Below are 23,750 nucleotides of genomic sequence, written 5' to 3' on the forward strand. Positions count from 1 at the left end.
CGATCAAGGACGCGACCGTGAAACGTTTCCACTACGACGACCACAATCAGCTCCGCACCCACCTGGCGGACTTCATGGCAGCCTACAACTTCGCACGCAGACTCAAGACCCTCAGCGGGCTCACGCCTTACGAATACATCTGCAAGATCTGGACATCTGAGCCAGACAGATTCATCTTAAATCCGATCCACCAGATGCCGGGACTGAACACCTAGGCTTTCTCCTCAAACGATTGCCCGGCGATCAGGTGGGTGATCTCTGCCGCCGCTTGCGCCACTGCTGCGCCAAACTCGGCGATCTGGGCGTCGGAAAAGCGGCTGCTGGGGCCAGAGATCGACACCCCGGCGCAAGGCTCGCCCCGGTCATTAAAGATCGCGCTGCCGATGCAGGACATGCCGTCATAACGCTCGTTTCGATCAAACGACCAGCCGCGCGCGCGGGTTTGTTCCAGATCGGCAAACAGCGCCTTGGGCGTGACACGGGTGTGCTCGGTGAATTCTTTCAGGCCAGCGCCCTTGAGCAGGGTCAAAAGCCGGTCCTCGGGCAGGGCGGCCAAGATCGCCTTGCCGGTGCCAGAGGCATGCATCGGGGTGCGCGAGCCGGGCGGAAAGAAGGCGCGGATCGGGTTTTGCGTCTCAACCTGGCCGATGAATACCACCTCGGCGCCGTCGCGCACCGCAAGGTTGGCGGTCTCGCCGGTCTGCTCCATCAGGCGGCGCATGACCGGGCGTCCGACATCCGACAGGTTCGTGCGCTTTAGAAAGGCAACCCCGGTGCGATAGGCCTCGATGCCGATGCTCCAATCCTGACGCTCGTCGTCAAAACGCACGAAGTGGCGCTTTTGCAGGGTGGTCAGGATGCGGTGCGTGGTGGCGGTCGGGATGCCAAGCGCGAGCGACAGGTCGGTCAGTGTCGCGCGATCCTCGCGCGCAACGGCCACCAGAACGCTCAGCGCGCGATCAAGCGATTGCATGGTCCCGGCCGTACTTTCGCTGAACTGGGATTTCGGGCGGCCACGGGCGCGTTTGGGGGGTGTCACGGCGCAGTTTCCTTTCGGTGGACATTTGCATGCAATTAAAAATTATTTTCAATAATAATAATAGGGCAAATTTGGAAAAAGAAAAATAACGCAAAAACAATATATTGGGTATTTAATAATAATAATGAAAAATGCTTTCAAGAAAATTGCATGGAATCGATTCCTCCGGCAGTATCTAGGCATAACCAAAAAGGATCACGGCTATGTCAGATCAAAATCCCGTCTTTATTCCGGGCCCCACCAACATGCCAGACCGGCTGCGTCGCGCGATGCAGGTTCAGACCCAGGACCACCGCTCGCCCGCGTTTGTTGAAACACTGACCCCGGTTCTTGAGGGCTGTAAAACGGTCTTCGGAACGGCCAATGGCACCATCATCACCTTCCCCGCCAGCGGCACCGGCGGCTGGGAGGCGGCGATTTCCAACACTCTTAGCCCCGGCGACAAGGTTCTTGTGGCCCGTTATGGCATGTTCAGCCACCGCTGGATTGATATGTGCCAGCGGCACGGTCTTGACGTGCAGATCATCGAATGCCCCTGGGGCAGCGGTGCGCCTGCGGACAAGTTTCAAGAGGCGCTGAGCGCTGATACCGATCACACCATCAAGGCGGTTCTGGTCACGCATAATGAGACCGCAACCGGGGTGAAGTCCGATGTCGCCGCCGTCCGCCGTGCGATGAACACCGCCAACCACCCGGCGATGATGTTCGTCGATTGCGTCAGCTCGCTTGGCTCGATGGACTTCCGGATGGATGACTGGGGCGTTGATATCGCCGTGTCCGGCTCGCAAAAGGGCTTCATGCTGGCGACTGGCATGGCGATCCTTGCGGTCAGCCCCAAGGCGATTGCCGCGATGGAGACCGCCAAGCTGCCGCGCACCTTCTTTGACTTTCGCGACATGATGGGCGCCAATGCGGCGGGCGGATATCCCTATACCCCACCGTTGCAGTTGATCTACGGCATGGCTGAAAGCCTCAAGATGCTGTTCGAGGAAGGGCTTGATAATGTCTATGCCCGCCATCACCGTCTGGCAGAGGGTGTGCGCCGCGCGGTTGACGCCTGGGGTCTCAAGCTTGTGGCGCAAAGCCCTGATCTTTACTCCGATACTGTCAGCGCGGTGTTCGTGCCCGAGGGCTTTGACAGCAACGCGTTGATCGAGCATGTTTTTGCCACCTATGGCGTCAGCTTTGGCATCGGCATGGGCGAGATGGACGGCCGGGCATTCCGGATTGGACATCTTGGCAGTCTGACCGATACGATGGTTCTGTCGGGTCTTGCCACGATCGAAATGGCGATGGCCGATCTGAATTATCCCATCAAGCTGGGCAGCGGGGTTGTGGCCGCGCAGGAATATTTCCGCGCCACCACCAAACCCGCCCTGGCCAAAGCCGCCTGAAGGAGAGACAGGAATGCTTGATATCAAAACGGCCAGCCAGCTTACGATTGACGACATGCTGGCGGCGCGCGAACGCATCGCGCCCTATATTCACCGCACGCCGGTTCTGACCTCGTCATATCTCAATGATCTGACCGGGGCAGAGCTGTTCTTTAAATGCGAGAACTTTCAAAAGGCCGGGGCGTTCAAGGTGCGCGGCGCATCAAACGCGGTCTTTGGCCTGAGTGACGAGATGGCCAAGCGCGGCGTTGCGACCCACAGTTCCGGCAATCACGCGCTCAGCCTGAGTTATGCCGCCGGGCGTCGTGGTATTCCGTGTCATGTGGTCATGCCCCGCACAGCCCCCGAGGCGAAAAAGGCCGCCGTGCGTGGCTATGGCGGTATCATCACCGAATGCGAGCCTTCGACCACAAGCCGCGAAGAGGTATTTGCCCGAGTTCAGGCCGAAACCGGCGCCGAATTCGTGCATCCCTATAACGATGTGCGGGTGATCGCGGGGCAGGCAACCTGTTCGGCGGAACTTCTGGAACAGACCGAGGGGCTTGACGCCGTGATCGCGCCGATTGGCGGCGGTGGCATGGTGTCGGGCACCTGCCTGACGCTCAGCAATCTTGCGCCGGGCGTCAAGATTTACGCCGCAGAGCCGGAACAGGCCGATGACGCCTATCGCAGCTTCAAGGCCGGTCACATCATCGCCGATGATGCGCCGGTGACGGTGGCGGATGGCCTCAAGGTGCCGCTGAAGGAGAACACCTGGCATTTCGTGTCGCATAACGTGACCGATATCCTGACCGCCAGCGAGCAGGAAATCATCGACGCGATGAAGCTGACCTGGCAGCGCATGAAGATCGTGATCGAGGCAAGCTGCGCCGTGCCGCTGGCCACGATCCTGAAGAACCGCGAGACCTTTGTCGGCAAACGCGTCGGCGTGATTATCACCGGTGGCAATGTCGATCTCGACACGCTTCCCTGGATCAAGTGAGGATACCGAAATGAACAAGCCTGTAACATTTGACGATCTCGAAGTCGGCTTTGACGTGCCCGCCCTGCCGGGCATGGACGAGGCCGATATCCAGACGCCCTGCCTTGTGCTGGATCTGGACGCGCTTGAGCGCAACATCAAGAAAATGGGCGATTTCGCCAAATCCCACGGCATGCGTCACCGGGTTCATGGCAAGATGCACAAATCGGTCGATGTGGCCCTGTTGCAAGAGCGCCTTGGCGGGTCGTGCGGTGTCTGCTGTCAGAAGGTCTCCGAGGCCGAGGTGTTCGCCCGTGGCGGCATCAAGGATGTGTTGGTTTCCAACCAGGTGACGCAGCCCGAAAAGATCGACCGTCTTGCCCGCATGCCGAAACTTGGCGCGCGCACGATCTGTTGCGTCGATGATATCGACAACGTCGCCGATCTTTCGGCCGCCGCGCAAAAGCATGGCACGCAGATCGAATGCCTTGTCGAAATCGACGTAGGTGCCGGGCGCTGCGGCGTTCAATTCGGTCAGCCCGTGGTCGATCTTGCCAAGGCGATCGAGGCCGCGCCGGGCCTGAAATATGCCGGCATTCAGGCCTATCAGGGCGCGATGCAGCACATGGACAGCTATGAGGATCGCAAGGCCAAGACCGATATCGCCATTCAGCAAGTGTCTGATACGCTTGACCTTCTCAAGGCCGAAGGTATCGAAAGCGATATCGTCGGCGGCGGCGGTACCGGGTCTTATTACTTTGAATCGGCTTCGGGCGTGTTCAACGAACTTCAGTGCGGCTCTTACGCCTTCATGGATGCCGATTACGGTCGTATCCTCGACAAGGACGGCAAGCGCATTGACCAGGGCGAGTGGGAAAACGCGCTGTTTATCCTGACCTCTGTCATGAGCCACGCCAAGGCTGACAAGGCGATTGTCGATGCCGGTCTCAAGGCGCAATCGGTCGATAGTGGCCTGCCGACGATCTATGGCCGCACGGACGTGGAATACGTCAAATGCTCGGACGAGCATGGCGTTGTCGCCGACCCCAAGGGCGTGCTCAAGGTCAACGACAAGCTCAAGCTGGTGCCGGGTCACTGCGATCCGACCTGCAACGTGCATGATTGGTATGTCGGTGTGCGGAATGGCAAGGTCGAAACCCTCTGGCCGGTCTCGGCGCGCGGCAAGGCGTACTAAGACCTTCGGAACGAACAAAAACAGGGCGGCCCGCTTGGTGTGGGCCGCCTCTTTCAAACCTGAAGACTGTTGGAGATGAACCAGATGAGCGCCAATACCGATGACGGGCTGCTGATTGTCAGCGAAGAGATTTGCGAACAGGTCATTCGCCGCCCCGATGCCTTTTCGGCCGTCGAGGCCGTGTTCGGCGCGATGGCGCGCGGTGATGCCTATAACTTTCCGGTGGTCCGCGAGGCGATTGGCCATGCCGATGCGCTTTATGGCTTTAAGTCGGGCTTTGATCGCGCGGGCATGGTTCTTGGCGTCAAGGCGGGTGGCTATTGGCCGGGCAACATGGCCAAGGGTCTGACCAATCACCAATCGACGGTTTGCCTGTTTGACCCCGATACCGGGCGGTTGACGGCGCTTGTTGGCGGCAATTACCTAACGGCGCTGCGCACGGCGGCCTCGTCTGCGGTGTCGATCGCCCATCTGGCGCGCAAGGATGCAAAGGTGCTTGGCATGGTCGGTGCTGGTCATCAATCGACGTTTCAGCTCCGCGCCGCCGCCGAGCAGCGTGATTTTGACAAGGTCGTCGCCTGGAACCCGCATCCCGACATGCTGCCGCGTCTGGCGGCGGTGGCCGAAGAGCTTGGCCTTGCCTTCGAGGCGGTCACGCCCGAGGAACTGGGGGCGCAGGCCGATGTGATCATCACCATCACCAGCGCCTTCGAGCCGCTGATCATGGCCGATTGGATCAAGCCGGGCACGCATATCGCCTGTATGGGCACCGATACCAAGGGCAAGCAAGAGGTCGACCCGGCGCTGTTGAAATCCGCCACGGTCTTTGCCGATGAGATCGCGCAATCCATCACCATCGGCGAGGCCCAGCATGCGATTGCCAGCGGGCTGATCGGCGAGGGCGACCTGACGGCGATTGGCGAGGTGATCAATGGCACCCATCCGGGCCGCAGCAGCGCCGACGAGATCACGCTTTTTGACGGCACCGGCGTCGGTCTTCAGGATCTGGCTGTGGCCTCGGTCGCGGCACGGCTTGCGCGCGAACAGGGGCTGGTCACACCCGTCGCCCTTTAAAGATCAAGGCCGGGGGCGGTGCGCCGCCCCTAGGCCTGTTCGAACGCGCGCAGGCTATCGCGGAAGATTTCCATGAATTCCAGCGTGATCATCGAAGGATGTTTGTTCACCGGGCGCACAAGCGCAAGACGGTGCGGAACACTGGGCGCAAAGGTTCGAAACGCCAGACCGCGTCCCACATAACCGGCCGCATCCAGCTCGCTTATGACCGACAGGCCGACCCGGCGCAGGACCAATTCGCAGGCGGCGGTGAACTGACGTGCCTCGACGATCGACGTCATCTCGACCCCGTTGGACAGGAACGCCTCGTTCAGCTCTCGGTAAAAGCCCGAGTCGCGCCGCGTGTGGATGATCTTTTCGTCGGCAAGATCGGCGGGGGTGATCACGTCGCGCGCCGCAAGCGGATGATCTTCGGGCATGATGCAAACCGAGCGTATTTTGATGGTCTGGCTGGTGACCGCCGGGTGAGCGTCAAAATTGTCGGTGATGGCAAAGTCGTATTGCTCGCCGACGATCCATTCCAGAATGCGTTCGGGGCGGTCAGGCTCTATCGTGGCGGTGACGCCGGGGCGGTCCGACAGGAAGTGCGCTAAGACCTCGGGCAGGTGGCTTGTGGCAAATCCCGGCAGACAGGCAATACGAAGATGCCCCGCCTTTCGGACGGTGAGATTACGGCTGACCTCGCCGATGTGATCGAGCATTTCCAACAGGCGGTGAATATCCGGCAGCAGAAAGCGCGCCTCTTGCGTCGGGACAAGACGCCCGTCGCGCCGGTCAAAAAGCTGAAAGCCGACCTCGCTGGCCAGATCGGACAAAAGGCGGCTGACGGCGGGTTGCGAGATACCCAAGACCTCTGCGGCGCGGGTCATCGACCCGGTTTCGGCAACGCATTCAAGCGCTTCCAGCTGTCGCAGACGCAGGCGGGTGGACATTGTCGGGGCTTTCCTGAGTCTGACCAGTATATGACAATAATGTGATATTATAAATAGGCAAAGAATAGTAGCATTGCGTTATGCGGGTTTCCGTGTAGCGTGTGCCCTGTTCGAACATCGCGGTGGACGGCTCAGCGCGGTCCGCCCTGTCACCTGGGAGGAAGACATGCATAAGACTGCCTTTGGCGCATTGCTCGCCGGAACCACGATGCTGTCGCCGATGGCGGCCACGGCGCAAACCGACATTCAATTCTGGCACGCCTTTACCGGCCGCCTTGGCGAGTTGGTGGCGGCGCAGGTCGAAACATTCAACAGCGGCCAGAGCGACTATCACGTGACGGCCACCCACAAGGGTAACTACTCGGAAACCCTGAACGCCGGCATCGCCGCGTTCCGGGCGGGCGAACAGCCGCAGATCCTGATGGTCTTCGAGGTTGGCACCGCCACGATGATGTCCGCCAAGGGCGCGATCAAGCCGGTTTACGAGGTGATGGCCGATGCCGGTGCCGACTTTGACTCGGATGCCTATATCGGCTCGGTCAAAGGCTATTACACCTCGACCGACGGGCAAATGCTCTCGCTGCCGTTCAACTCGTCGACGCCGGTTCTCTGGGTCAACCGCAACGCGCTAGAGGGGGCGGGGATCGACCCCGATACCGATCTATCGACCTGGCAAAACGTGGATGCGACTCTCGACAAGCTCAAGGAGTCTGGCCACAATTGCCCGCTGACCACCGCTTGGCAGAGCTGGATCCACCTTGAAAACCTCTCGGCCTATCATGACGTGCCGTTTGCGACCAAGGATAACGGGTTTGCCGGGCTTGATACCGAGCTGGCCCTCAACGGCCCGCTTCAGGTGCAGCATATCGCACAGATGGGCGAATGGGCCAACGAGGGCAAATTCATCTATGCCGGGCGGCGCAACGAGGGCGGCGCCAATTTCCGCGCCGGGGAATGCGCGCTCTTCACCGAGAGCTCTGCGGGATATGCCGGGATCAAGGCCGAGGCGCAGTTTGACTTTGACGTGCGCCCCTTGCCCTATTGGGACGGGGTTGCGGGTGCGCCGCAAAACACCATCATCGGCGGGGCCTCTCTCTGGGTGATGGAAGGGCATGAGGCCGAGGAATACAAGGCCGCTGCGGCGTTTTTGAACTTCCTGTCGTCAGTCGATATCCAGGCGAAATGGCATCAGGATACTGGTTATTTGCCGATCACCATCGCGGCTGGCGAAAAGACCCGTGCCGACGGGTTTTACGAGGCCAATCCCGGCACCGATGTGGCGGTGATCCAGATGACCGCGAAACAGCCGACGGCGAATTCCAAGGGGCTTCGCCTTGGGTCTTTCGACCAGATTCGCGGCATCATCGACGAAGAGCTGGAGGCGGTCTGGTCCGGCGACAAGGACGCGCAGGCGGCGCTTGATAGCGCGGCGACCCGTGGCAACCAATTGCTGCGCCGGTTTGAACAGGCCAATCGCTAAGCGGGTGTGACCGGGCCGGGCAATGCCCCGGCCCGTTTGATCCAAGGGGCAGATCATGGAAAAACGCGTCACCTTCAAAGGCTGGCTTTTGCCGCTCTGCCTGATTGCGCCCCAAGTGGTGATCTCGGCGGTGTTTTTCTTTTACCCGGCGGGGCAGGCGGTGTGGCAATCGCTGTTCATTCCCGACCCGTTCGGCTTGTCATCACGCTTTGTCGGGCTTGGTAATTTCGAATACCTCCTGGGCGATCCCTATTACCGAAGCGCCTTTGTCACCACGGCGATCTTTTCGACGCTGGTGACGCTGACCGCGATGGTGCCGGCGCTGTTTCTGGCGGTGCTGGCGGATCGCTTGGTGAAATCCGCCGGGGTCTATCGCACGCTTTTGATTTGGCCCTATGCGGTGGCGCCGGCGGTGGCGGGGGTGCTTTGGCTGTTCATGTTCAACACCCGCGTCGGCGTTGTGGCCTGGTATCTGGGGCAGTTGGGCTATGACTGGAACCACGTCTTGAACGAGGGCGAGGCGATGGGATTGGTCGTCGTCGCCTCAAGCTGGGGGCGGATCAGCTATAACTTTCTGTTCTTCTTTGCAGCACTTCAGGCGGTGCCGCGTTCGATCATCGAGGCGGCGGCGATTGACGGCGCGCGGTTCTGGCGGCGGTTCTTTACCATCGTCTTGCCGCTGTTGTCGCCGACCACATTTTTCCTCCTGGTGGTCAACGTCGTCTATGCGTTTTTCGAAACCTTCGGCGTCATCCACACCATCACCAGCGGCGGGCCGCAACAGGCCACGACGATCCTTGTCTACAAGGTGTTTTCTGATGGTTTTGTCGGTCAGGATCTCGGCTCATCCGCCGCGCAATCGGTGATCTTGCTGGTGGTTGTCGGGCTCTTGACCGTGGTGCAGTTCAAATTTGTCGAGAAACGGGTGCATTATTGATGGCGCGCGAGGTCACAGGCATGGTCGAGCGGCGCGGCATGGGCCTCTGGCTGACGCATCTGTTGATGATCATTGGGGTGCTGGTGATCTTCTTTCCGATCTGGCTTGCCTTTGTCGCCTCGACCGTGACCCAGCCCGAGATCGTGCATCCGCCGATGCCGCTCTGGCCCGGTGACAGGTTCATCGAAAACTATACCGCCGCTTTGTTTTCGGGTGTGAATGTGCCGGTGCTGACCATGCTGGCCAATTCGATGGTGATGGCCATCGGGATCGCGGTGGGCAAGATCGTCATCTCGCTTTTGTCGGCCTTCGCCATCGTCTATTTCCGCTTTCCGGGGCGCAATATCTTCTTCTGGCTGATCTTTCTGACGCTGATGCTTCCGGTCGAAGTGCGGATCGTGCCGACCTATGAGGTGATCGCGGGCTTTGGCATGCTCAACAGCTATTCCGGCCTGATCTTTCCGCTGATTGCCTCGGCAACGGCGACCTTTCTGTTTCGTCAGTTCTTTCTGACAATCCCCGATGAACTGGCCGAGGCGGCGCGGGTCGATGGCGCGCGCCCGATGCGGTTTTTCTGGGATATCCTCTTGCCGATGAGCCGGACCAATATCGCGGCGCTCTTCGTGATCCTGTTCATCTATGGCTGGAACCAATACCTCTGGCCGCTTCTGATCACCACCGATCCGTCGATGAACACCATCGTGATGGGCATCAAGCAGATGTTCCCGAGTGGCGATGATGTGGCCGATTGGCCGGTGATCATGGCCACCTCGATCCTTGCGATGGTGCCGCCGGTGGTGGTGGTGATTTCGATGCAGAAACTCTTTATCCGCGGACTAGTGGACAGCGAGAAATAGACAAGATGGCAACTGTAGACCTCGACAACATCAAGAAACGCTTTGGCACGACCGAGGTGATCAAAGGCGTGAGCCTGAGCGTGCAGGACGGTGAATTCATTGTCATTGTCGGCCCCTCGGGTTGTGGCAAGTCCACGCTTTTGCGCATGGTTGCCGGGCTTGAGACGATCACCGAAGGCGAATTGCGCATTAATGGTGTGCGCGCCAATGACCGCGAGCCGATGGATCGCGACATCGCCATGGTGTTTCAGAATTACGCGCTCTACCCGCATATGAGCGTGGCGCAGAACATGGGTTACGGCCTTAAAATCGCGGGCCTGCCCAAGCCCGAGATTGCCGCCAAGGTCGCCGAGGCCGCCAAGTTGTTACAGCTGACCGACCTGCTTGATCGCAAGCCGAAACAGCTTTCGGGCGGTCAGCGTCAGCGTGTCGCTATGGGCCGCGCCATCGTGCGCGAGCCCTCGGTGTTCCTGTTTGACGAGCCGCTCTCGAACCTTGATGCCAAGCTGCGCGTGCAGATGCGCCTTGAGATCAGAGAGTTGCAATCAAAGCTGGGCATCACCTCGCTTTACGTGACCCATGATCAGGTCGAGGCGATGACCATGGCCGACCGGATGATCGTGATGAATGCGGGTGTCACCGAACAGATCGGCACGCCTCTGGATGTCTACGAGCGCCCCGAAACGTTGTTCGCGGCACAGTTCATCGGCAGCCCCTCGATGAACGTGATCAAGGCCGAGGGGCGCGACGGCGCGTTTTATCTGGGTGGGATGGTACTTCCCAACCCGACGGGGGTTGAGGGGCCGGTGATGCTCGGGCTGCGCCCCGAGCATCTTGTGCCCGATCCCGAGGGCCCGATTGAAATGCAGGTCTTGCTGGCCGAACCACTTGGCGCCAACACGCTTTTGCATGGCAAGCTGGCCACGGGCACGGGCTTTACCGCAAGCTTGCCGGGCGTTCATCGGGTGATGTCGGGCGAGGGGGCGCTGCGCCTCACGATAGAGGCGCGCAACATGCACCTCTTTGATGCAGAGACCGGGCGGCGGCTTGGTTAGGTCGCGGATGCGTCCTCTTCGGCCTCGATCTTTTCACGCATTGCATCGCTTTCATAGGTGGCCCAGGGCCGGTCAGTGCTGGTGGGCGGCAGATCGCTGGCCTTATGGTTCAGGTGCAGATGGGTCTTGGCGATAAAATTGCCGGTGACTGGCGCGGTCAGGAACAAAAACAGCGTAATCATCAGCTCGTGAAACGAAAAGTTCCCGTTGATGAAATGCATATAGAGCATCGAGGCCACAAGCGCGCCACCGACCCCAAGGGTGGTGGCCTTGGTCGGCGCATGCAGGCGCATCATCGGATCGGGCAGCTTGAGAAGCCCGAAAGAGCCGACCAGCCCGAAAATGCCGCTGATCACCAGACAGGCCGAAACCAGAATTTCTATCATCATTCCTCTGCCCCTTATTCGATAATGTCGCCACGCAGCATGAAGCGCGTGAAGGACACGGTTGAAATAAAGCCGGTCATGGCGATGATCATCGAGGCCTCGAAATAGACGGTCGTACCTTCGAGGATGCCAAACAGCGCCAAAAGCGCGATGGCGTTGATCACCAATGTATCAAGCGCAAGGATGCGGTCGCCGGGGCCGGGGGACTGGATGATGCGATAGATGTTCATCAACAGGGCCAGCCCATAACAGGAAAAGGCAAACAGGAGGGCATATTCGATCATTCGAAAATCTCCTTCAGACGGCGTTCATAGCGGTTCTTGATATCGTCGCGCACCGAATCCGGGTCGGGCGCATCAAGGCAATGCACCAACAGGCTCCGGCCATCGGCCGAGAGATCGCTTGAGACGGTACCGGGGGTCAGGGTGATGGTGCCCGCCAGCACGGTGATCGCCTCGGGGGTGCGAAGGTCAAGCGGGATGCTGATCCAGGCGGGTTTGATATTGGCGTTGGCCTTGAACAGGACGATATAGGCCACTTGAAAATTGGCGACTATGATGTCCCAGATCACCAATAGCACATAGCTGATGATACGCGGCACGCTTCTAAGGCGTGGCCGGTTGGGCCAATAGGGCGAGGTGATGACCGGAATGATCAACCCGAGGATCGCCCCCAACAGAAGGTTGCCAAGCGTCAGCTTGTTCACCAGCATCTGCCAGACCACGATAAGCGTCAGGGTCAGCAGGGGATGGGGCAGGATCTTGCGCAGCATCGTTCGCCCTCCGTCAGCGTTGGCCGAGAACGGCGTCGATATAGCCGCTCGGGGTGTGAATCTGATCCGCCGTGGCCTCGACAAAGCCGGTCACCGGGCCTGCAAAGACCGACAGGGCGATGATCCCCGCCAGCAGGGTAAAGCTTGCCACCAGCGGCAGGGCCGGGGGGCGCGGGGCCGCAACGGGCGCGGTGTCGGCCTCTTCAACCGGCGCCTCGGGCGTTTCGGTTTTCCAGAAAACCGTGCTGCCGGCCTGGGCAAAGCCAAGGATGCCGATCAGCGAGGTGACAAGGATCACCGACCAGATCAGCCAGACCTCGGGCATGTCGCGCGTGGCGTCGAGGATCAAAAGCTTGCCGATAAAGCCCGACAGCGGCGGCATCCCGGCGCTTGCAATCGCCGAGGCGAAGAAAAGCGTCGCAATCAGCCCGTGTTGCGCCATGCGTGGGGCGGGTGTGATCGCGCCCCGTGCCTCGCCGCGCTGCGCGCGCACCAGATCAACCACCAGAAACAACAGCGCGCCGGCGAATGTGGAATGGATCATGTAATAGATCGCCGCCGCCGTGGTGTCCGGGCGAAAGCCCGAGATCGCAATCAACAGCGTCCCCATCGAGGCAATCGCCGCAAAGGCCGCCAGCCGCCCAAGCCGCTTGGCGCCCAGAATGCCGATCATCCCCACCGCCAGCGTGACCAGCGCCGCGAACAGGATCAGCGGCGCGATGATATCCGCCGTCGCGCCAAGTTCCGGCCCAAAGACCAGCGTGTACATCCGCAGGATCGCATAGGCGCCGACCTTGGTCATGATCGCGAACAGCGCCGCCACCGGGGCCGGGGCCTCGGCATAGGTTTCCGGTAACCAGAAATGCAGCGGCAAAAGCGCGGCCTTGATGGCAAAGACCAGCAGCAAAAGCACCGCGCCGACCCGCAACAACCCGCTGTCGCCGACCGGAATGTCGGCCGCCCGCTCGGCCAGATCAGCCATGTTAAGCGTGCCGGTCACCGCGTAAAGCGTGCCAAGCGCGAACAGAAACAGGGTAGAGCCAAGCAGGTTGTAGATCACGTATTGCACGCCTGCGCGCAACCGCCGCCGCCCGCCGCCGTGGATCATCAGACCATAAGAGGCAATCAGCAGCACTTCGAAGAACACGAAGAGGTTAAAGGCATCCCCGGTCAGGAAGGCCCCGAAAATGCCCATCAGCTGAAACTGGAACAGGGCGTGAAAATTGTTGCCGCGCTGATCCCAGCCGCTGCCGGTGGCGTAGAGCAGGACCACAAGCGCAAGCGCCGCCGTGATAAGCACCATCAGCGCCGAGAGGCGATCCAGCACCAGCACGATGCCAAACGGCGCGGGCCAGTTGCCAAGCTCGTAAACCTCGATGCTACCGGTTGCGGCAACCGCCGTCAGGCCAAGCGCAATCATCAAAAGCGCGATACAGCTCGCCAACGAAAAGATCCGCTGCAAACTGGGATGAAACCGCAGTGTCAGCGTGATGATCGCCGCCATCACGGCCGGCAGGACAACAGGGGCGATGATCCAGTGGTTCATGCTTCGCCCTCCTGCTCGGCGGGGGTGTCGGCGGTGATATTGACGGTATCGCTGCGCGACGACAGGTAAGAGCCGAGCGCCATGATCACGATCACCGCGGTCATCCCGAACGAGATCACGATCGCCGTCAGTACAAGCGCCTGCGGCAGAGGATCGGTATAGGTGTCCACCCCGTCGCGCAGGACAGGCGGCGCATTGACAACCAGCCGCCCGGTGGCGAACAAGAACAGGTTCACCGCATAGCTGAGCAGTGAAATCCCGATAATCACCGGAAAGCTGCGCAACCGCAGCATCAGATAGATGCCCGCCGCGCTTAGCCCGCCAATCGCACTTGCCAGTAGCATTTCCATGTTACTTGCCCCCCTCGTCGGTGCCGTCTGCGTCTGCGCGGGCCGGGTTGATATCCATCGGGAAGATGTTGACGGTCTCGCCAGTGCGGCGCGCCATGCTCGACAGGCTGTTAAGCGCCAGCATCACGGCGCCGACCACGGTCAGGAACACGCCGGTGTCAAACGCCATCGCGGTGGCCCATTCGAATTTCTCGATCGGCGGTAGCGTGATATAGCCATAGGCACTGGTCAGGAACGGTTTGCCCGCAAGCCAGGCGCCAAGACCGGTCAGGCTGGCGATCAGAACGCCGACACCGATGGTGGCATGATAGGTCACCCGCTGGCGCGACTCGGCCCAGGCAAAGCCCGAAGCCATGTATTGCATCAAAAACGCAATCGCGACGATGAGACCGGCAATGAACCCGCCGCCCGGCTCGTTATGGCCGCGCAGGAAGATAAACGCGCCGACCATGAGGGCAATCGGCATCATCACCCGGGTGGCCACCACCATCATAAGCGGGTGACGATCACCGGCCTCGCGGTATTTGCTCTGGTCCCAATTCGCGAGCCAGCGCCCGCCCGCCCCCTTGAGCACGGTATCGGTCAGCGCAAAGATCACCAGCGCCGCAATGCCGAGAACGATGATCTCGCCGTAGGTATCAAAGCCCCGGAAATCGACGAGGATCACGTTGACCACATTGGTGCCGCCGCCGCCCTTGTAGGAATTTGCGAGGTGAAAGGCGGAAATGCTTTCAAAGGCGAAATCGCTGATCAGGATGGCATAGGTCAACCCGGTCACCGCGACGCCGCCTGCAATTGCAATGGCCGCATCGCGCATCCGCCGCGCGGGGCTGCTTTCAACCGGGGTGGTGCGGGGGATGAAGTTCAACGCCAGCAACAAAAGGATGATGGTCACCACCTCGACCGAAATCTGCGTCAGCGCAAGATCGGGCGCCGAGAAGTAGACAAAGCCAAGCGACACGATCAGCCCGACAATCCCCATCAGAACAAGCGCCAGAAAGCGGTTGCGATGGAAGGCGACAAGCCCGATCGTCGCCACGACCAGCAACATCCAGCCAATCGCCGGCAGGGCCGCAATCGGCAGCATCTCGCGGCTTGCAGGCAAGGTCTCACCACCCGCCCAGGCCAGCCATCCGGCGGCCAGAACCGTCACCGTAAAGGTCGCGCCATTGCGCGTCAGCGCGCCGTTGTGCACGCCATTGGTGAAGGCGCGGCTTGCGCGGGTGGCGGCGCGGGTGAGGCCGTCAAACATGGTTTTCGCCTCGGGGCGCGGGGTCGCCAGCCAAAGCCGCATCATGGGCGCATGCAGCGCCAGAAGGATCGCGCCGCCCAGAACCGCCGCGCCGGACATGAACAAGGCGGGCGTGATGCCATGCCAGATCTTCAGGTGAAATTCTGGCAAGGCCCCGCCAATCACCGCACCCGCGCTGGCGCGCACAAGCGGCTCTGCAAGGAACGGCGCAAGGCCGATGGCCACCACGAGCACCACAAGAAAGGCCGGGGCCGCCCACATGCCAAAGCCCGGATCATGTGGCTTGGACGGGTAATCGTCGCGCACCGGACCCCAGAAGACATGCACGATATAGCGAAACGAATAGGCCACCGAGAACAGCGCGCCCAAAGTGGCAAGCGCGGGCACGATCCAGTGATTGCCCTGCCAGACGGTATGCGAGGCCTCTTCAAGCATCATTTCCTTGGACAGGAAGCCGTTCAAAAGCGGAATGCCCGCCATCGACAGCGCCGCGAAGGTGACGATCACAAAGGTGATCGGCATCAGGTGGCGCAAACCGCCAAGGCGCTTGATGTCGCGGGTGTGGGTCTCGTGATCGACAATGCCCGCCGACATGAACAGCGCCGCCTTGAAGGTGGCGTGGTTGATGATGTGAAACACCGCCGCGACGGCGGCCATCTTGGTGCCAAAGCCAAGCAGCATGGTGATCAGGCCAAGATGGCTTACGGTTGAGAACGCCAAAAGCGCCTTGAGGTCATCCTTGAATAGGGCGATCTTGGCGCCGATAAGCATGGTGATCAGGCCCGTCGTGGCCACGATATAAAACCACTCGGGCGTGCCGGCCAGAACCGGCCACATCCGCGCCATCAAAAACAGCCCCGCCTTAACCATCGTCGCCGAGTGCAGATAGGCCGAAACCGGCGTCGGTGCGGCCATGGCATGCGGCAGCCAGAAGTGAAACGGGAACTGCGCTGACTTGGTGAAGCACCCTGCAAGGATCAGCAACAGCGCCGGCAGGTACATCGGATCGGCCTGAATGGCCTCTTTCTGGGTGAGGATCACGCTCAGGTCATAGCTTCCGACGATATTGCCAAGGATCAGCATGCCCGCGATCATCGCAAGCCCGCCGGTGCCGGTCACGGTCAGGGCCATGCGCGCGCCTTGACGGCCCTCGGGAAGGTGCTTCCAATAGCCGATCAAAAGGAAGGACGAGAGCGAGGTTAGTTCCCAGAACACCAGCAAAAGCAGGATGTTATCAGACAGGACAATGCCGACCATCGCGCCTTGGAACAACAGGAGATAGGTGTAAAACTGACCCATCGGGTCTTCGCGCGACAGGTAGAACCGCGCGTAGAGAATGATCAAAAGGCCGATGCCAAGGATCAGCCCGGCAAACAAAAGGCCAAGCCCGTCGAGCATGAAATTGACGTTCAGGCCAAGCTTGGGCAGCCAGGGGAGCTGAAACTGAAGCACCTCGCCATGCATCACCGCAGGCGCACAGAGCAACAGCAGCACAAGCGCAAGGATCGTCGGGGCGGCGGTAAAGGCGGCGCAGGTGTTGCGCCCGGCCTGAATCATCAGCCCCGGAAACAAAGCCCCCAAAAACGGCAGTGCCGCAATTATCGGCAGAAAGCTCCCGGCGGTGTCCATATGTGTCGTGCCCCCGTTTCGTCCATCCCTGTCAACCGGGCCAGTCATAGCACCACGTAGGCGGGCACATTTTCAGACTATTTCAGTCGATCATTGGTAATATACGGCGGGGTTTGGGCGCTACAACCCGAATCCGGTCGATTTTCTCGAAGGCTTTTCAAAAGTGGCCCTTCGGCGCCGTCTTTCAGGGCGTTTCGGGCCGCGCGCCAATGCCGTTCAAAAACACCGCGATCGCCAGGGCGCGCCGCGTCGCCATATGGTTCGAGGTCGGCACGCGCGCCGGATCAAGCAGCGATTCAAGCGGCCAGGGGCGCACCATATCAAGCAAAAGCGCCGCCGCCTGTGCGGTGTCGTCGATTGTGGTCTCGCCGCGCGCGACGCCAAGGTCAAGTTCGTCCTTGATGATCCGGTGATCGAGCGCAAAAATCCGGTCGACAAGATCGCGCCCGACCTCTGGTGCGGTTGGCGTTTCCGCGATGATCAGGCGCAGCACCTCAAGCGGCAGGCCAAAACCCTGTTGGCGCGGGCGCTGTGACAGCAACCGCTCCAGACGCGCGGCAATCGGCAGGCTGCGGTCTTCGGCGGGAAGCGGGCGGATGAAATCATCGCCAACCCTGTGCAGATAGGCCCGCAAAAGCGCGGTGCGGCTGGCGAAAACCGAGTAGAGCGTGCGCTTGGACATGCCTGCCCGCGCGGCAAGACAGGCCATGGTCGCCCCCTCAAGTCCCGCGTCGTTGTAAATCGATTCGAGGGCGGCAAAGATCTCGGTGCGGCGGGCCTCGGCGGTTTGGGTGATGGGGCGTCCACGCCTGAATTTGCCCGCTGCGTCGGCATTTTCGAGGTTCTGGCACATTTTTACCGCTCCAATCCGCGCGCTTTTCAAAGGTCGGGGTTGCCTTTCGAAAACGCGTCATATTTATGGTACTGAGTGGTTTTATAAATGCCCGAGCGCATTTGCGGCAATAGCTAATCTTGAAAGGGGTCACCATGCCTTCAGTTTCGCGCTTTTTCGTGTCGTTGGTGGCCAGCATGGCCTTTGCGCCGATGGCGGCGCACTCGCAGCAATCGCAGGGCCCTACATCGGTCACCGTGGTGACAGTTCAGCCACAGACGGTGACCCTGACCTCAACCTTGCCGGGGCGGGTTGCGGCCTCGGCCGAGGCCGAAGTGCGCCCGCAGGTCAACGGCATCATCACCGAGCGGATGTTCGAGGAGGGGGCGGATGTCGAGGTCAACGCGCCGCTCTATCAGATCGACACAGCCACCTATGAGGCCAGCGTGCGACAGGCCCGCGCAGGCGTGACGCAGGCCGAGGCCCAGTTGCGCGCCGCCGAACGCGAGGCAAAGCGCCTTCAGGAGCTGCAGGCGCGCAATGTCGCCAGCGAACAGGCCTTGGACGAGGCGACGGCGACCCGCGATTCCGCTTCTGCCGGGCTGGAACTTGCGCGCGCACAGCTCAATTCATCTGAAATCGAGCTGTCGCGCACCACGATCCGGGCGCGGCTTTCGGGGCGCATCGGTCTGTCCCAGACAAGCCAGGGCGCATTGGTGACCGCCAGCCAGGCCGAGCCGCTGGCGGTGATCCGCAGGATCGACCCGGTCTATGTGGACGTAACGCAATCTGCCGCCGATCTGTTGCGGTGGCGCCGTGGCGAGACCGAGCGCGCCCTTGCCGGGGCCGATGGCACGGTGCGCCTCAAGCTGGCGGATGGCTCGATCTACGACGAAACCGGCCAGTTGAAGGCCGCAGAGCCGAACGTCGATCCGCAGACCGGGGTTGTCACCCTAAGGATGCAGTTTTCCAACCCCGATATGCTTTTGCTGCCGGGGATGTATGTGCAGGTCGATCTTCCGGTCGAAGTGGCTGAGAACGTGTTTCTGGTTCCGCAAGAGGGCGTGATTCGCGACCGGCGCGGGCGTCCGCTGGCCTGGGTGGTCAATGGCGACGGCGTGATTGAGGCCCGCGAAATCACCATCCTGCAGGACCGCGCAAGTGACTGGGTTGTCGATAGCGGCCTTGAGGCGGGGGAAAAGGTCATCGTGGCGGGGTTTCAGAAAACCGCGCCGGGGGCAACCGTTGCCCCGCAAGAGCGCGCCACCGCAAGCGCGCCCTCTGAATAATCCAAAGACCGAGGGTCGCATAGCATGGCACGTTTTTTCATTGATCGCCCCGTCTTTGCATGGGTCATTTCAATCCTGTTGATGGGGGTCGGCATTCTGGCGATCCGCCTTTTGCCGGTTGCGCAATACCCGCAGATCGCGCCGCCCTCGGTGACGATTTCGGCGAATTATCCCGGGGCCTCGGCCAATACGGTGGCCAATACGGTCACCCAGGTCATTGAGCAGCAGATGACCGGCCTTGATGGCTTGCGCTATTTCTCGTCAAGCTCGACCTCGTCGGGCAGCGCAGAGATCGTGCTGACTTTCGAGACCGGCACAGATGCCGATATCGCGCAGGTTCAGGTCCAGAACAAGCTTGGCCAGGCGAGCCCGCTTTTGCCCGAGATCGTGCAGCGACAGGGCATCACGGTCGAGAAATCTTCGGCCGGATTCCTGATGGTGATCGGGCTTATCTCGACCGATAACTCGCTCGAACAGGTCGATCTGTCGGATTACCTCGTGTCCAACCTCGTGGACGAGCTGAGCCGCATTCAGGGCGTCGGCTCGGTCAATGTGTTCGGCGGGCAATACGCCATGCGGATCTGGCTTGATCCGGCCAAGCTTGCGGCGTTTGAATTGACGCCCTCGGATGTGGTGACCGCCGTATCGGCGCAAAATGCCCAGATTTCGGCGGGCTCTTTCGGGGGGCGCCCCACGGTCGAGGGGCAGCAATTGAACGCGACGATCACCGCGCAATCCCTGCTGAGCACGCCGCAGGATTTCCGCCAGATCGTCTTGCGCGCGGAAACCGATGGTGGGCTTGTGCTGCTTGACGACGTGGCGCGGGTTGAAATCGGCGCGGAAAACTATGCCACCTCGGCGCGGTTCAACACCGATCCCGCCGCCGGGATGGCGATCACGCTGGCGCCGGGATCAAACGCTCTGGACACGGCGCAAGAGATCAAATCGCGGATGGCCGAATTTGCCCGTTTCTTTCCCGAGGGCGTCAAATACGTCATTCCCTATGACACCACGCCGTTCGTGACGATCTCGATCGAGGAAGTGGTCAAAACCCTGTTCGAGGCGATCGGCCTTGTGTTTCTGGTGATGTTTTTGTTCCTGCAAAACCTGCGCGCGACGCTTATCCCGACGCTGGCGGTGCCGGTGGTCTTGCTGGGCACCTTCGGCGTGCTGGCTGTGGCGGGGTTTACCATCAACACGCTGACCATGCTGGCGATGGTGCTGGCGATCGGCCTGTTGGTGGATGACGCCATCGTGGTGGTCGAAAACGTCGAGCGCATCATGGGGGAAGAGGGGCTGTCGCCGCGCGAGGCGACGCATAAATCCATGGGTCAGATCAGCGGCGCGCTGATCGGGATCGCGCTTGTTCTGTCGGCGGTGTTCGTGCCGATGGCGTTCTTTCCCGGCTCGACCGGCGTTATCTATCAACAGTTTGCGATCACCATCGTCTCGGCCATGGCCCTGTCGGTTCTGGTGGCCCTGACGCTCACGCCGGCGCTTTGTGCCTCCTTGCTCAAGCCGAAAAGCCACGCGCCCAAACGCGGGCCGTTTGCCTGGTTCAATGCCGGGTTTTCGGGGCTGACCAATGGCTATACCGGCACGGTACGCTGGACGGTGCGCCGTCCGGTGCGGGTCTTCGTGCTTTATCTTGGCATGGCCGTCCTGATGGCGTTCATGTTCGTGCGCACGCCGACCGGGTTCTTGCCCGAAGAGGATCAGGGCATTCTCTTTACCCTGATCCAGACCCCGACCGGCGCCACTGCGGAACGCACGCTTGAAGTCGTGAAACAGGTCGAGGATTATTACCTGACGCAGGAATCCGAGGTGGTGAATTCGGTCTTTGGCGTGGTCGGCTTCAGTTTTTCGGGCAGCGGTCAGAACATGGGTCTTGGCTTTGTGCAGCTCAAGGATTGGGACAAGCGCACCGCACCCGGCCAAAGCGTGCAAGCGCTTGCGGGGCGGGCCTTTGGCGCGTTTAGCCAGATCAGCGATGCGATGGTGTTTCCGGTGGTGCCGCCTTCGGTGATCGAGCTTGGCAATGTCTCGGGCTTTGACTTTTACCTTCAGGCGCGCGGCGGTCAGAGCCACGACGACCTGTTGAGCGCCCGCAATCAGCTTTTGGGCATGGCCTCGCAAAGCGCGGTGATTGCCTCGGCGCGGCCCAACGGGCTTGCGGATGCGGCGCAGTTCAACCTTGATATCGACTGGCGCGAGGCCGGCGCGATGGGTCTTACCCCGACGGCTGTGGGCGAGTTGCTGCGCATCGCCTGGGCCGGAAGCTACGTGAATGATTTCATTGATCAGGGCCGCATCAAACGGGTCTATGTGCAAGGCGATGCCGAGGCCCGTGCGACGCCCACCGACATCGACAAATGGCGGGTGCGCAACGCCAGCGGCGGCCTTGTGCCGTTCTCGAATTTCTCCGAGGGCCGTTGGGATTACGGCGCGCAGGGGCTTTACCGCTATAACGGCATTCCCTCGATGCAAATTCAGGGCTCGCCCGCGCCCGGCGTCTCGACCGGCGATGCAATGGCCGAGATGGAGCGTTTGGTGGCAGAGCTCGGGCCGGGCTATGACATCGCCTGGACCGGCCTGTCGCTTGAAGAGCGCGAATCAGGAAGCCAGGCGCCGTTGCTTTACGCGCTGTCCCTCGCGGCGGTTTTCCTGTCGCTCGCGGCGCTGTACGAGAGCTGGTCCGTGCCCTTCGCGGTTATGCTTGCCATGCCGATCGGGGTGCTTGGTGCGCTAAGTGGCGCCTGGCTTGGCGGGTTCGACAACGGGGTGTTTTTTCAGGTCGGCCTTTTGACGGTGATCGGGTTGACCGGCAAGAACGCAATCCTGATCGTCGAATTTGCCCGCGAGCGCTATGATCAGGGCGAGCGTGTGATCGACGCGGTGGTCGAGGCAGCGCGCCAGCGATTCCGCCCGATCATCATGACGTCGATGGCATTCTCGCTTGGGGTTCTGCCGCTGGTCCTGAGTTCCGGCGCCGGCTCTGGCGGGCGCAACGCCATCGGCTCGGGGGTGCTTGGCGGAACGATTTCCGCGACGGTTCTGGGGGTGGTCTTTGTGCCGCTGTTCTTCATGGCCGTGACCCGCCTTGTGCGGCGCGGCAAACGCTCAGACTAGCGCTTGCATGCCCGTCTGCGCCACCTGCGCCATTCGGCGTTTCGACCCAACGGGGCACCGGTTCTGGCTCGTTGAAAGATCAATGGCAGGCCGCTGACGGCATGATTGCGACTTGAGGCGGTCGCATTTCTCGCAGATTGAAGCGCGAGATTCGACACACCATTACCCGTCACCAGGAGTGTGCGGGCGATGGATCAGACCGGTTTTTTCCCAGCTTTGCTTGAGGCAATCTCGGCGGTGTATCAGGCCGAGGCCGACCCCCAGGGCCCGCATACGGCCAAGACACTCACGGTCACGCCATCGCCCGTGGCCTTTGATCCGGTGCCACCTTGTGTGTTGGATCAGGGTATTCGCACCGTTTTGGCCAGTAGTGACCATCCGGCGGCGCGCGCCGCTCTCAAGGCACATGATCTGCTCCCTTGGGGATCAAACCCCGTCGAAGGAAACACCGAAAGCAGTATTGCCGCGATGATTAGCGTGGCGACACTTTTGGGGCCGGAAGGGCCGATCCCGGCCCCGGATGTGAGGCTGGGCCTCGTCTATATGCGGCCGGAAAGCTATTACCCTCTGCATCTTCACGATGCCGACGAAACCTATGCCATAATCGCGGGGCAAGCGCTCTGGACCGCAGGTGATGATGTCCGGATGCGGGGGGCGGGTGACATGATCCACCACCCCAGCCTGATGCCTCATGCCTTTCGGACCGGGCCAGAAGGCTTTCTCGCGATCTGGCGGTGGAGCGGCGACATCAACACGCATTCCTATGCCTTCACCGAGGATCAGGCGTTGCAGTTGCAGGTTTGAGGGGCCGTCGCCCGATCATCTGCCTCTCCTGATTGGCTTGGCTGAATGCCGCCAGCGATGGCAGGAGCGCAAGCCGAGCGGGTTCCAGCATACAACACTCTATGCCCTGGAGAGGCCCTGAGGGCGATCACCCGCAATTTTCAAGGAAGTCGGCTGTGCTGACGGTCTCCAGCTATCCAATCTGCGCCCAAATTCCCTGATAACAGGGAAAATACAGGGTAAAATTGCTGGTTCTCGGGCGCTCTTTCTGTGCCGACTATTATTTCACTGAGAAAACAGACCACTACACAAGAATTCCCTAAACCTATTAACAGGGAAATTCTGTGCCAGTTTCAGTGAAATGGCTGGAACGAACAGGGAATGCCATTTCAAGCCATTGGCAAAGAGGAGCCGCCCAAAAAATCTGAAGCCGACGTCCATGCAGAGTGAAGAGATCGGCGGCTAGGAAGCCATTTCGGCGGGTGCTGCACTGTGAGCTGAGGCCCGAAAGGTGTTCTGAAGCTAGCGTTTGAAGTGGTCGGGCAAATTTGGACAGCGTGCTAAGATGTATCCACCGCGCAGGAATGGATACGAGAATGACAAAGCGACGGAACTTTTCAGACAAGTTTAAAGCTGCTGTGGCGCTTGAGGCGCTGCGCGGTGACAAGACGGTGCAGGAGATCGCGGCCAAGCGGCAATTGCATCCGACGCAGGTGAGCACATGGAAACGGCAAGCGATTGAAGGCATGGCAGGCGTTTTCTCAGACAAGGTCAAGAAGGCTGAGAACAAGGATGGCGAGATCAAAGAGCTTCACGCCAAGATCGGCAAGCTCGCGGTGGAAAACGATTTTTTGTCAC

General features: G+C 60.7%; 21 protein-coding genes and 1 pseudogene. 13 read left to right on the forward strand and 9 right to left on the reverse strand.

Annotated features, from left to right (window positions below; translation table 11 throughout):
* A pseudogene (locus ROG8370_RS17010) lies at nucleotides 1–215 on the forward strand (IS3 family transposase); the annotation flags it as partial.
* On the opposite strand, the gene bhcR reads toward ROG8370_RS17010, so the two are convergent.
* A complete protein-coding gene (gene bhcR, locus ROG8370_RS17015; RefSeq protein ID WP_085828364.1) occupies nucleotides 212–1,039 on the reverse strand; it encodes an HTH-type transcriptional regulator BhcR in 828 nt (275 codons plus the stop codon). The pseudogene ROG8370_RS17010 and the gene bhcR sit on opposite strands and share 4 nt — an antisense overlap.
* A 203-nt stretch (nucleotides 1,040–1,242) precedes the next feature.
* On the opposite strand from bhcR, the gene bhcA reads away from it, so the two are divergent.
* The 4 genes from bhcA to bhcD all read left to right on the forward strand — a co-directional run bounded on the left by bhcA (nucleotide 1,243) and on the right by bhcD (nucleotide 5,663).
* Entirely contained in the window at nucleotides 1,243–2,433 is a 1,191-nt protein-coding gene (bhcA, locus tag ROG8370_RS17020; RefSeq protein ID WP_085828365.1) for an L-aspartate--glyoxylate aminotransferase BhcA, read from the forward strand.
* A 13-nt stretch (nucleotides 2,434–2,446) separates the two neighbouring features.
* A complete protein-coding gene (bhcB, locus tag ROG8370_RS17025) occupies nucleotides 2,447–3,415 on the forward strand; it encodes a beta-hydroxyaspartate dehydratase BhcB (RefSeq protein ID WP_085828366.1) in 969 nt (322 codons plus the stop codon).
* A 10-nt stretch (nucleotides 3,416–3,425) separates the two neighbouring features.
* Entirely contained in the window at nucleotides 3,426–4,589 is a 1,164-nt protein-coding gene (gene bhcC / locus ROG8370_RS17030; RefSeq protein ID WP_085828367.1) for a 3-hydroxy-D-aspartate aldolase BhcC, read from the forward strand.
* 75 nt (nucleotides 4,590–4,664) lie between these two features.
* A complete protein-coding gene (gene bhcD, locus ROG8370_RS17035) occupies nucleotides 4,665–5,663 on the forward strand; it encodes an iminosuccinate reductase BhcD (protein ID WP_085828368.1) in 999 nt (332 codons plus the stop codon).
* 29 nt (nucleotides 5,664–5,692) lie between these two features.
* Here bhcD and ROG8370_RS17040 read toward each other — a convergent pair whose 3' ends face one another.
* Complete coding sequence (locus ROG8370_RS17040; protein WP_085828369.1) at nucleotides 5,693–6,595, reverse strand: LysR substrate-binding domain-containing protein; 903 nt, start codon at nucleotides 6,593–6,595, stop codon at nucleotides 5,693–5,695.
* 166 nt (nucleotides 6,596–6,761) lie between these two features.
* Between ROG8370_RS17040 and ugpB the strand changes: the two genes are divergently transcribed.
* Genes ugpB through ROG8370_RS17060 form a run of 4 tightly spaced genes read left to right on the forward strand, consistent with a single transcriptional unit; the run spans nucleotide 6,762 to nucleotide 10,924 of the window.
* Nucleotides 6,762–8,075 carry a sn-glycerol-3-phosphate ABC transporter substrate-binding protein UgpB gene (gene ugpB / locus ROG8370_RS17045; RefSeq protein WP_085828370.1) on the forward strand — a complete coding sequence of 438 codons (1,314 nt, stop codon included), beginning with the start codon at nucleotides 6,762–6,764 and terminating at the stop codon, nucleotides 8,073–8,075.
* A gap of 55 nt (nucleotides 8,076–8,130) precedes the next feature.
* A complete protein-coding gene (gene ugpA, locus ROG8370_RS17050) occupies nucleotides 8,131–9,012 on the forward strand; it encodes a sn-glycerol-3-phosphate ABC transporter permease UgpA (RefSeq protein ID WP_085828371.1) in 882 nt (293 codons plus the stop codon).
* A 20-nt stretch (nucleotides 9,013–9,032) separates the two neighbouring features.
* Nucleotides 9,033–9,869 carry a sn-glycerol-3-phosphate ABC transporter permease UgpE gene (gene ugpE, locus ROG8370_RS17055; protein ID WP_085828382.1) on the forward strand — a complete coding sequence of 279 codons (837 nt, stop codon included), beginning with the start codon at nucleotides 9,033–9,035 and terminating at the stop codon, nucleotides 9,867–9,869.
* Nucleotides 9,870–9,874: 5 nt separating this feature from the next.
* Entirely contained in the window at nucleotides 9,875–10,924 is a 1,050-nt protein-coding gene (locus tag ROG8370_RS17060; protein WP_085828372.1) for an ABC transporter ATP-binding protein, read from the forward strand.
* Here ROG8370_RS17060 and ROG8370_RS17065 read toward each other — a convergent pair.
* From ROG8370_RS17065 to ROG8370_RS17095, 7 genes are all read right to left on the reverse strand, one after another.
* Entirely contained in the window at nucleotides 10,921–11,313 is a 393-nt protein-coding gene (locus tag ROG8370_RS17065) for a Na+/H+ antiporter subunit G (RefSeq protein WP_085828373.1), read from the reverse strand. The genes ROG8370_RS17060 and ROG8370_RS17065 overlap by 4 nt on opposite strands.
* A gap of 11 nt (nucleotides 11,314–11,324) precedes the next feature.
* Nucleotides 11,325–11,594, reverse strand: a complete 270-nt coding sequence (locus ROG8370_RS17070) for a K+/H+ antiporter subunit F (protein WP_073200558.1) — start codon at nucleotides 11,592–11,594, stop codon at nucleotides 11,325–11,327.
* On the reverse strand, nucleotides 11,591–12,082 hold the full coding sequence (locus ROG8370_RS17075; RefSeq protein ID WP_085828374.1) for a Na+/H+ antiporter subunit E: 492 nt from the start codon (nucleotides 12,080–12,082) through the stop codon (nucleotides 11,591–11,593). Before ROG8370_RS17075 ends, ROG8370_RS17070 begins: the two co-directional genes overlap by 4 nt.
* Nucleotides 12,083–12,095: 13 nt before the next feature.
* Nucleotides 12,096–13,628: a monovalent cation/H+ antiporter subunit D gene (locus tag ROG8370_RS17080; RefSeq protein WP_085828375.1), complete on the reverse strand. Its 1,533-nt coding sequence runs from the start codon at nucleotides 13,626–13,628 to the stop codon at nucleotides 12,096–12,098.
* Nucleotides 13,625–13,978 carry a Na+/H+ antiporter subunit C gene (locus tag ROG8370_RS17085; RefSeq protein WP_085828376.1) on the reverse strand — a complete coding sequence of 118 codons (354 nt, stop codon included), beginning with the start codon at nucleotides 13,976–13,978 and terminating at the stop codon, nucleotides 13,625–13,627. Before ROG8370_RS17085 ends, ROG8370_RS17080 begins: the two co-directional genes overlap by 4 nt.
* A 1-nt stretch (nucleotide 13,979) precedes the next feature.
* A complete protein-coding gene (locus tag ROG8370_RS17090; RefSeq protein WP_085828377.1) occupies nucleotides 13,980–16,859 on the reverse strand; it encodes a monovalent cation/H+ antiporter subunit A in 2,880 nt (959 codons plus the stop codon).
* A 184-nt stretch (nucleotides 16,860–17,043) separates the two neighbouring features.
* Entirely contained in the window at nucleotides 17,044–17,712 is a 669-nt protein-coding gene (locus ROG8370_RS17095) for a TetR/AcrR family transcriptional regulator (protein ID WP_085828378.1), read from the reverse strand.
* Between the two features lie 134 nt (nucleotides 17,713–17,846).
* On the opposite strand from ROG8370_RS17095, the gene ROG8370_RS17100 reads away from it, so the two are divergent.
* The 4 genes from ROG8370_RS17100 to ROG8370_RS17115 form a co-directional block, all read left to right on the forward strand.
* Nucleotides 17,847–18,980, forward strand: coding sequence for an efflux RND transporter periplasmic adaptor subunit (locus ROG8370_RS17100; protein WP_085828379.1), 1,134 nt, complete (start codon nucleotides 17,847–17,849; stop codon nucleotides 18,978–18,980).
* Nucleotides 18,981–19,004: 24 nt separating this feature from the next.
* Nucleotides 19,005–22,109 carry an efflux RND transporter permease subunit gene (locus ROG8370_RS17105; protein ID WP_085828380.1) on the forward strand — a complete coding sequence of 1,035 codons (3,105 nt, stop codon included), beginning with the start codon at nucleotides 19,005–19,007 and terminating at the stop codon, nucleotides 22,107–22,109.
* 189 nt (nucleotides 22,110–22,298) lie between these two features.
* On the forward strand, nucleotides 22,299–22,913 hold the full coding sequence (locus ROG8370_RS17110; RefSeq protein ID WP_085828381.1) for a dimethylsulfonioproprionate lyase family protein: 615 nt from the start codon (nucleotides 22,299–22,301) through the stop codon (nucleotides 22,911–22,913).
* A gap of 575 nt (nucleotides 22,914–23,488) precedes the next feature.
* Nucleotides 23,489–23,750 (forward strand): transposase (locus ROG8370_RS17115; protein ID WP_085828383.1); only part of this gene is annotated, 262 nt, incomplete at its 3' end.

The sequence above is a fragment of the Roseovarius gaetbuli genome, from assembly GCF_900172365.1.
Classification (GTDB): Bacteria; Pseudomonadota; Alphaproteobacteria; order Rhodobacterales; family Rhodobacteraceae; genus Roseovarius; species Roseovarius gaetbuli.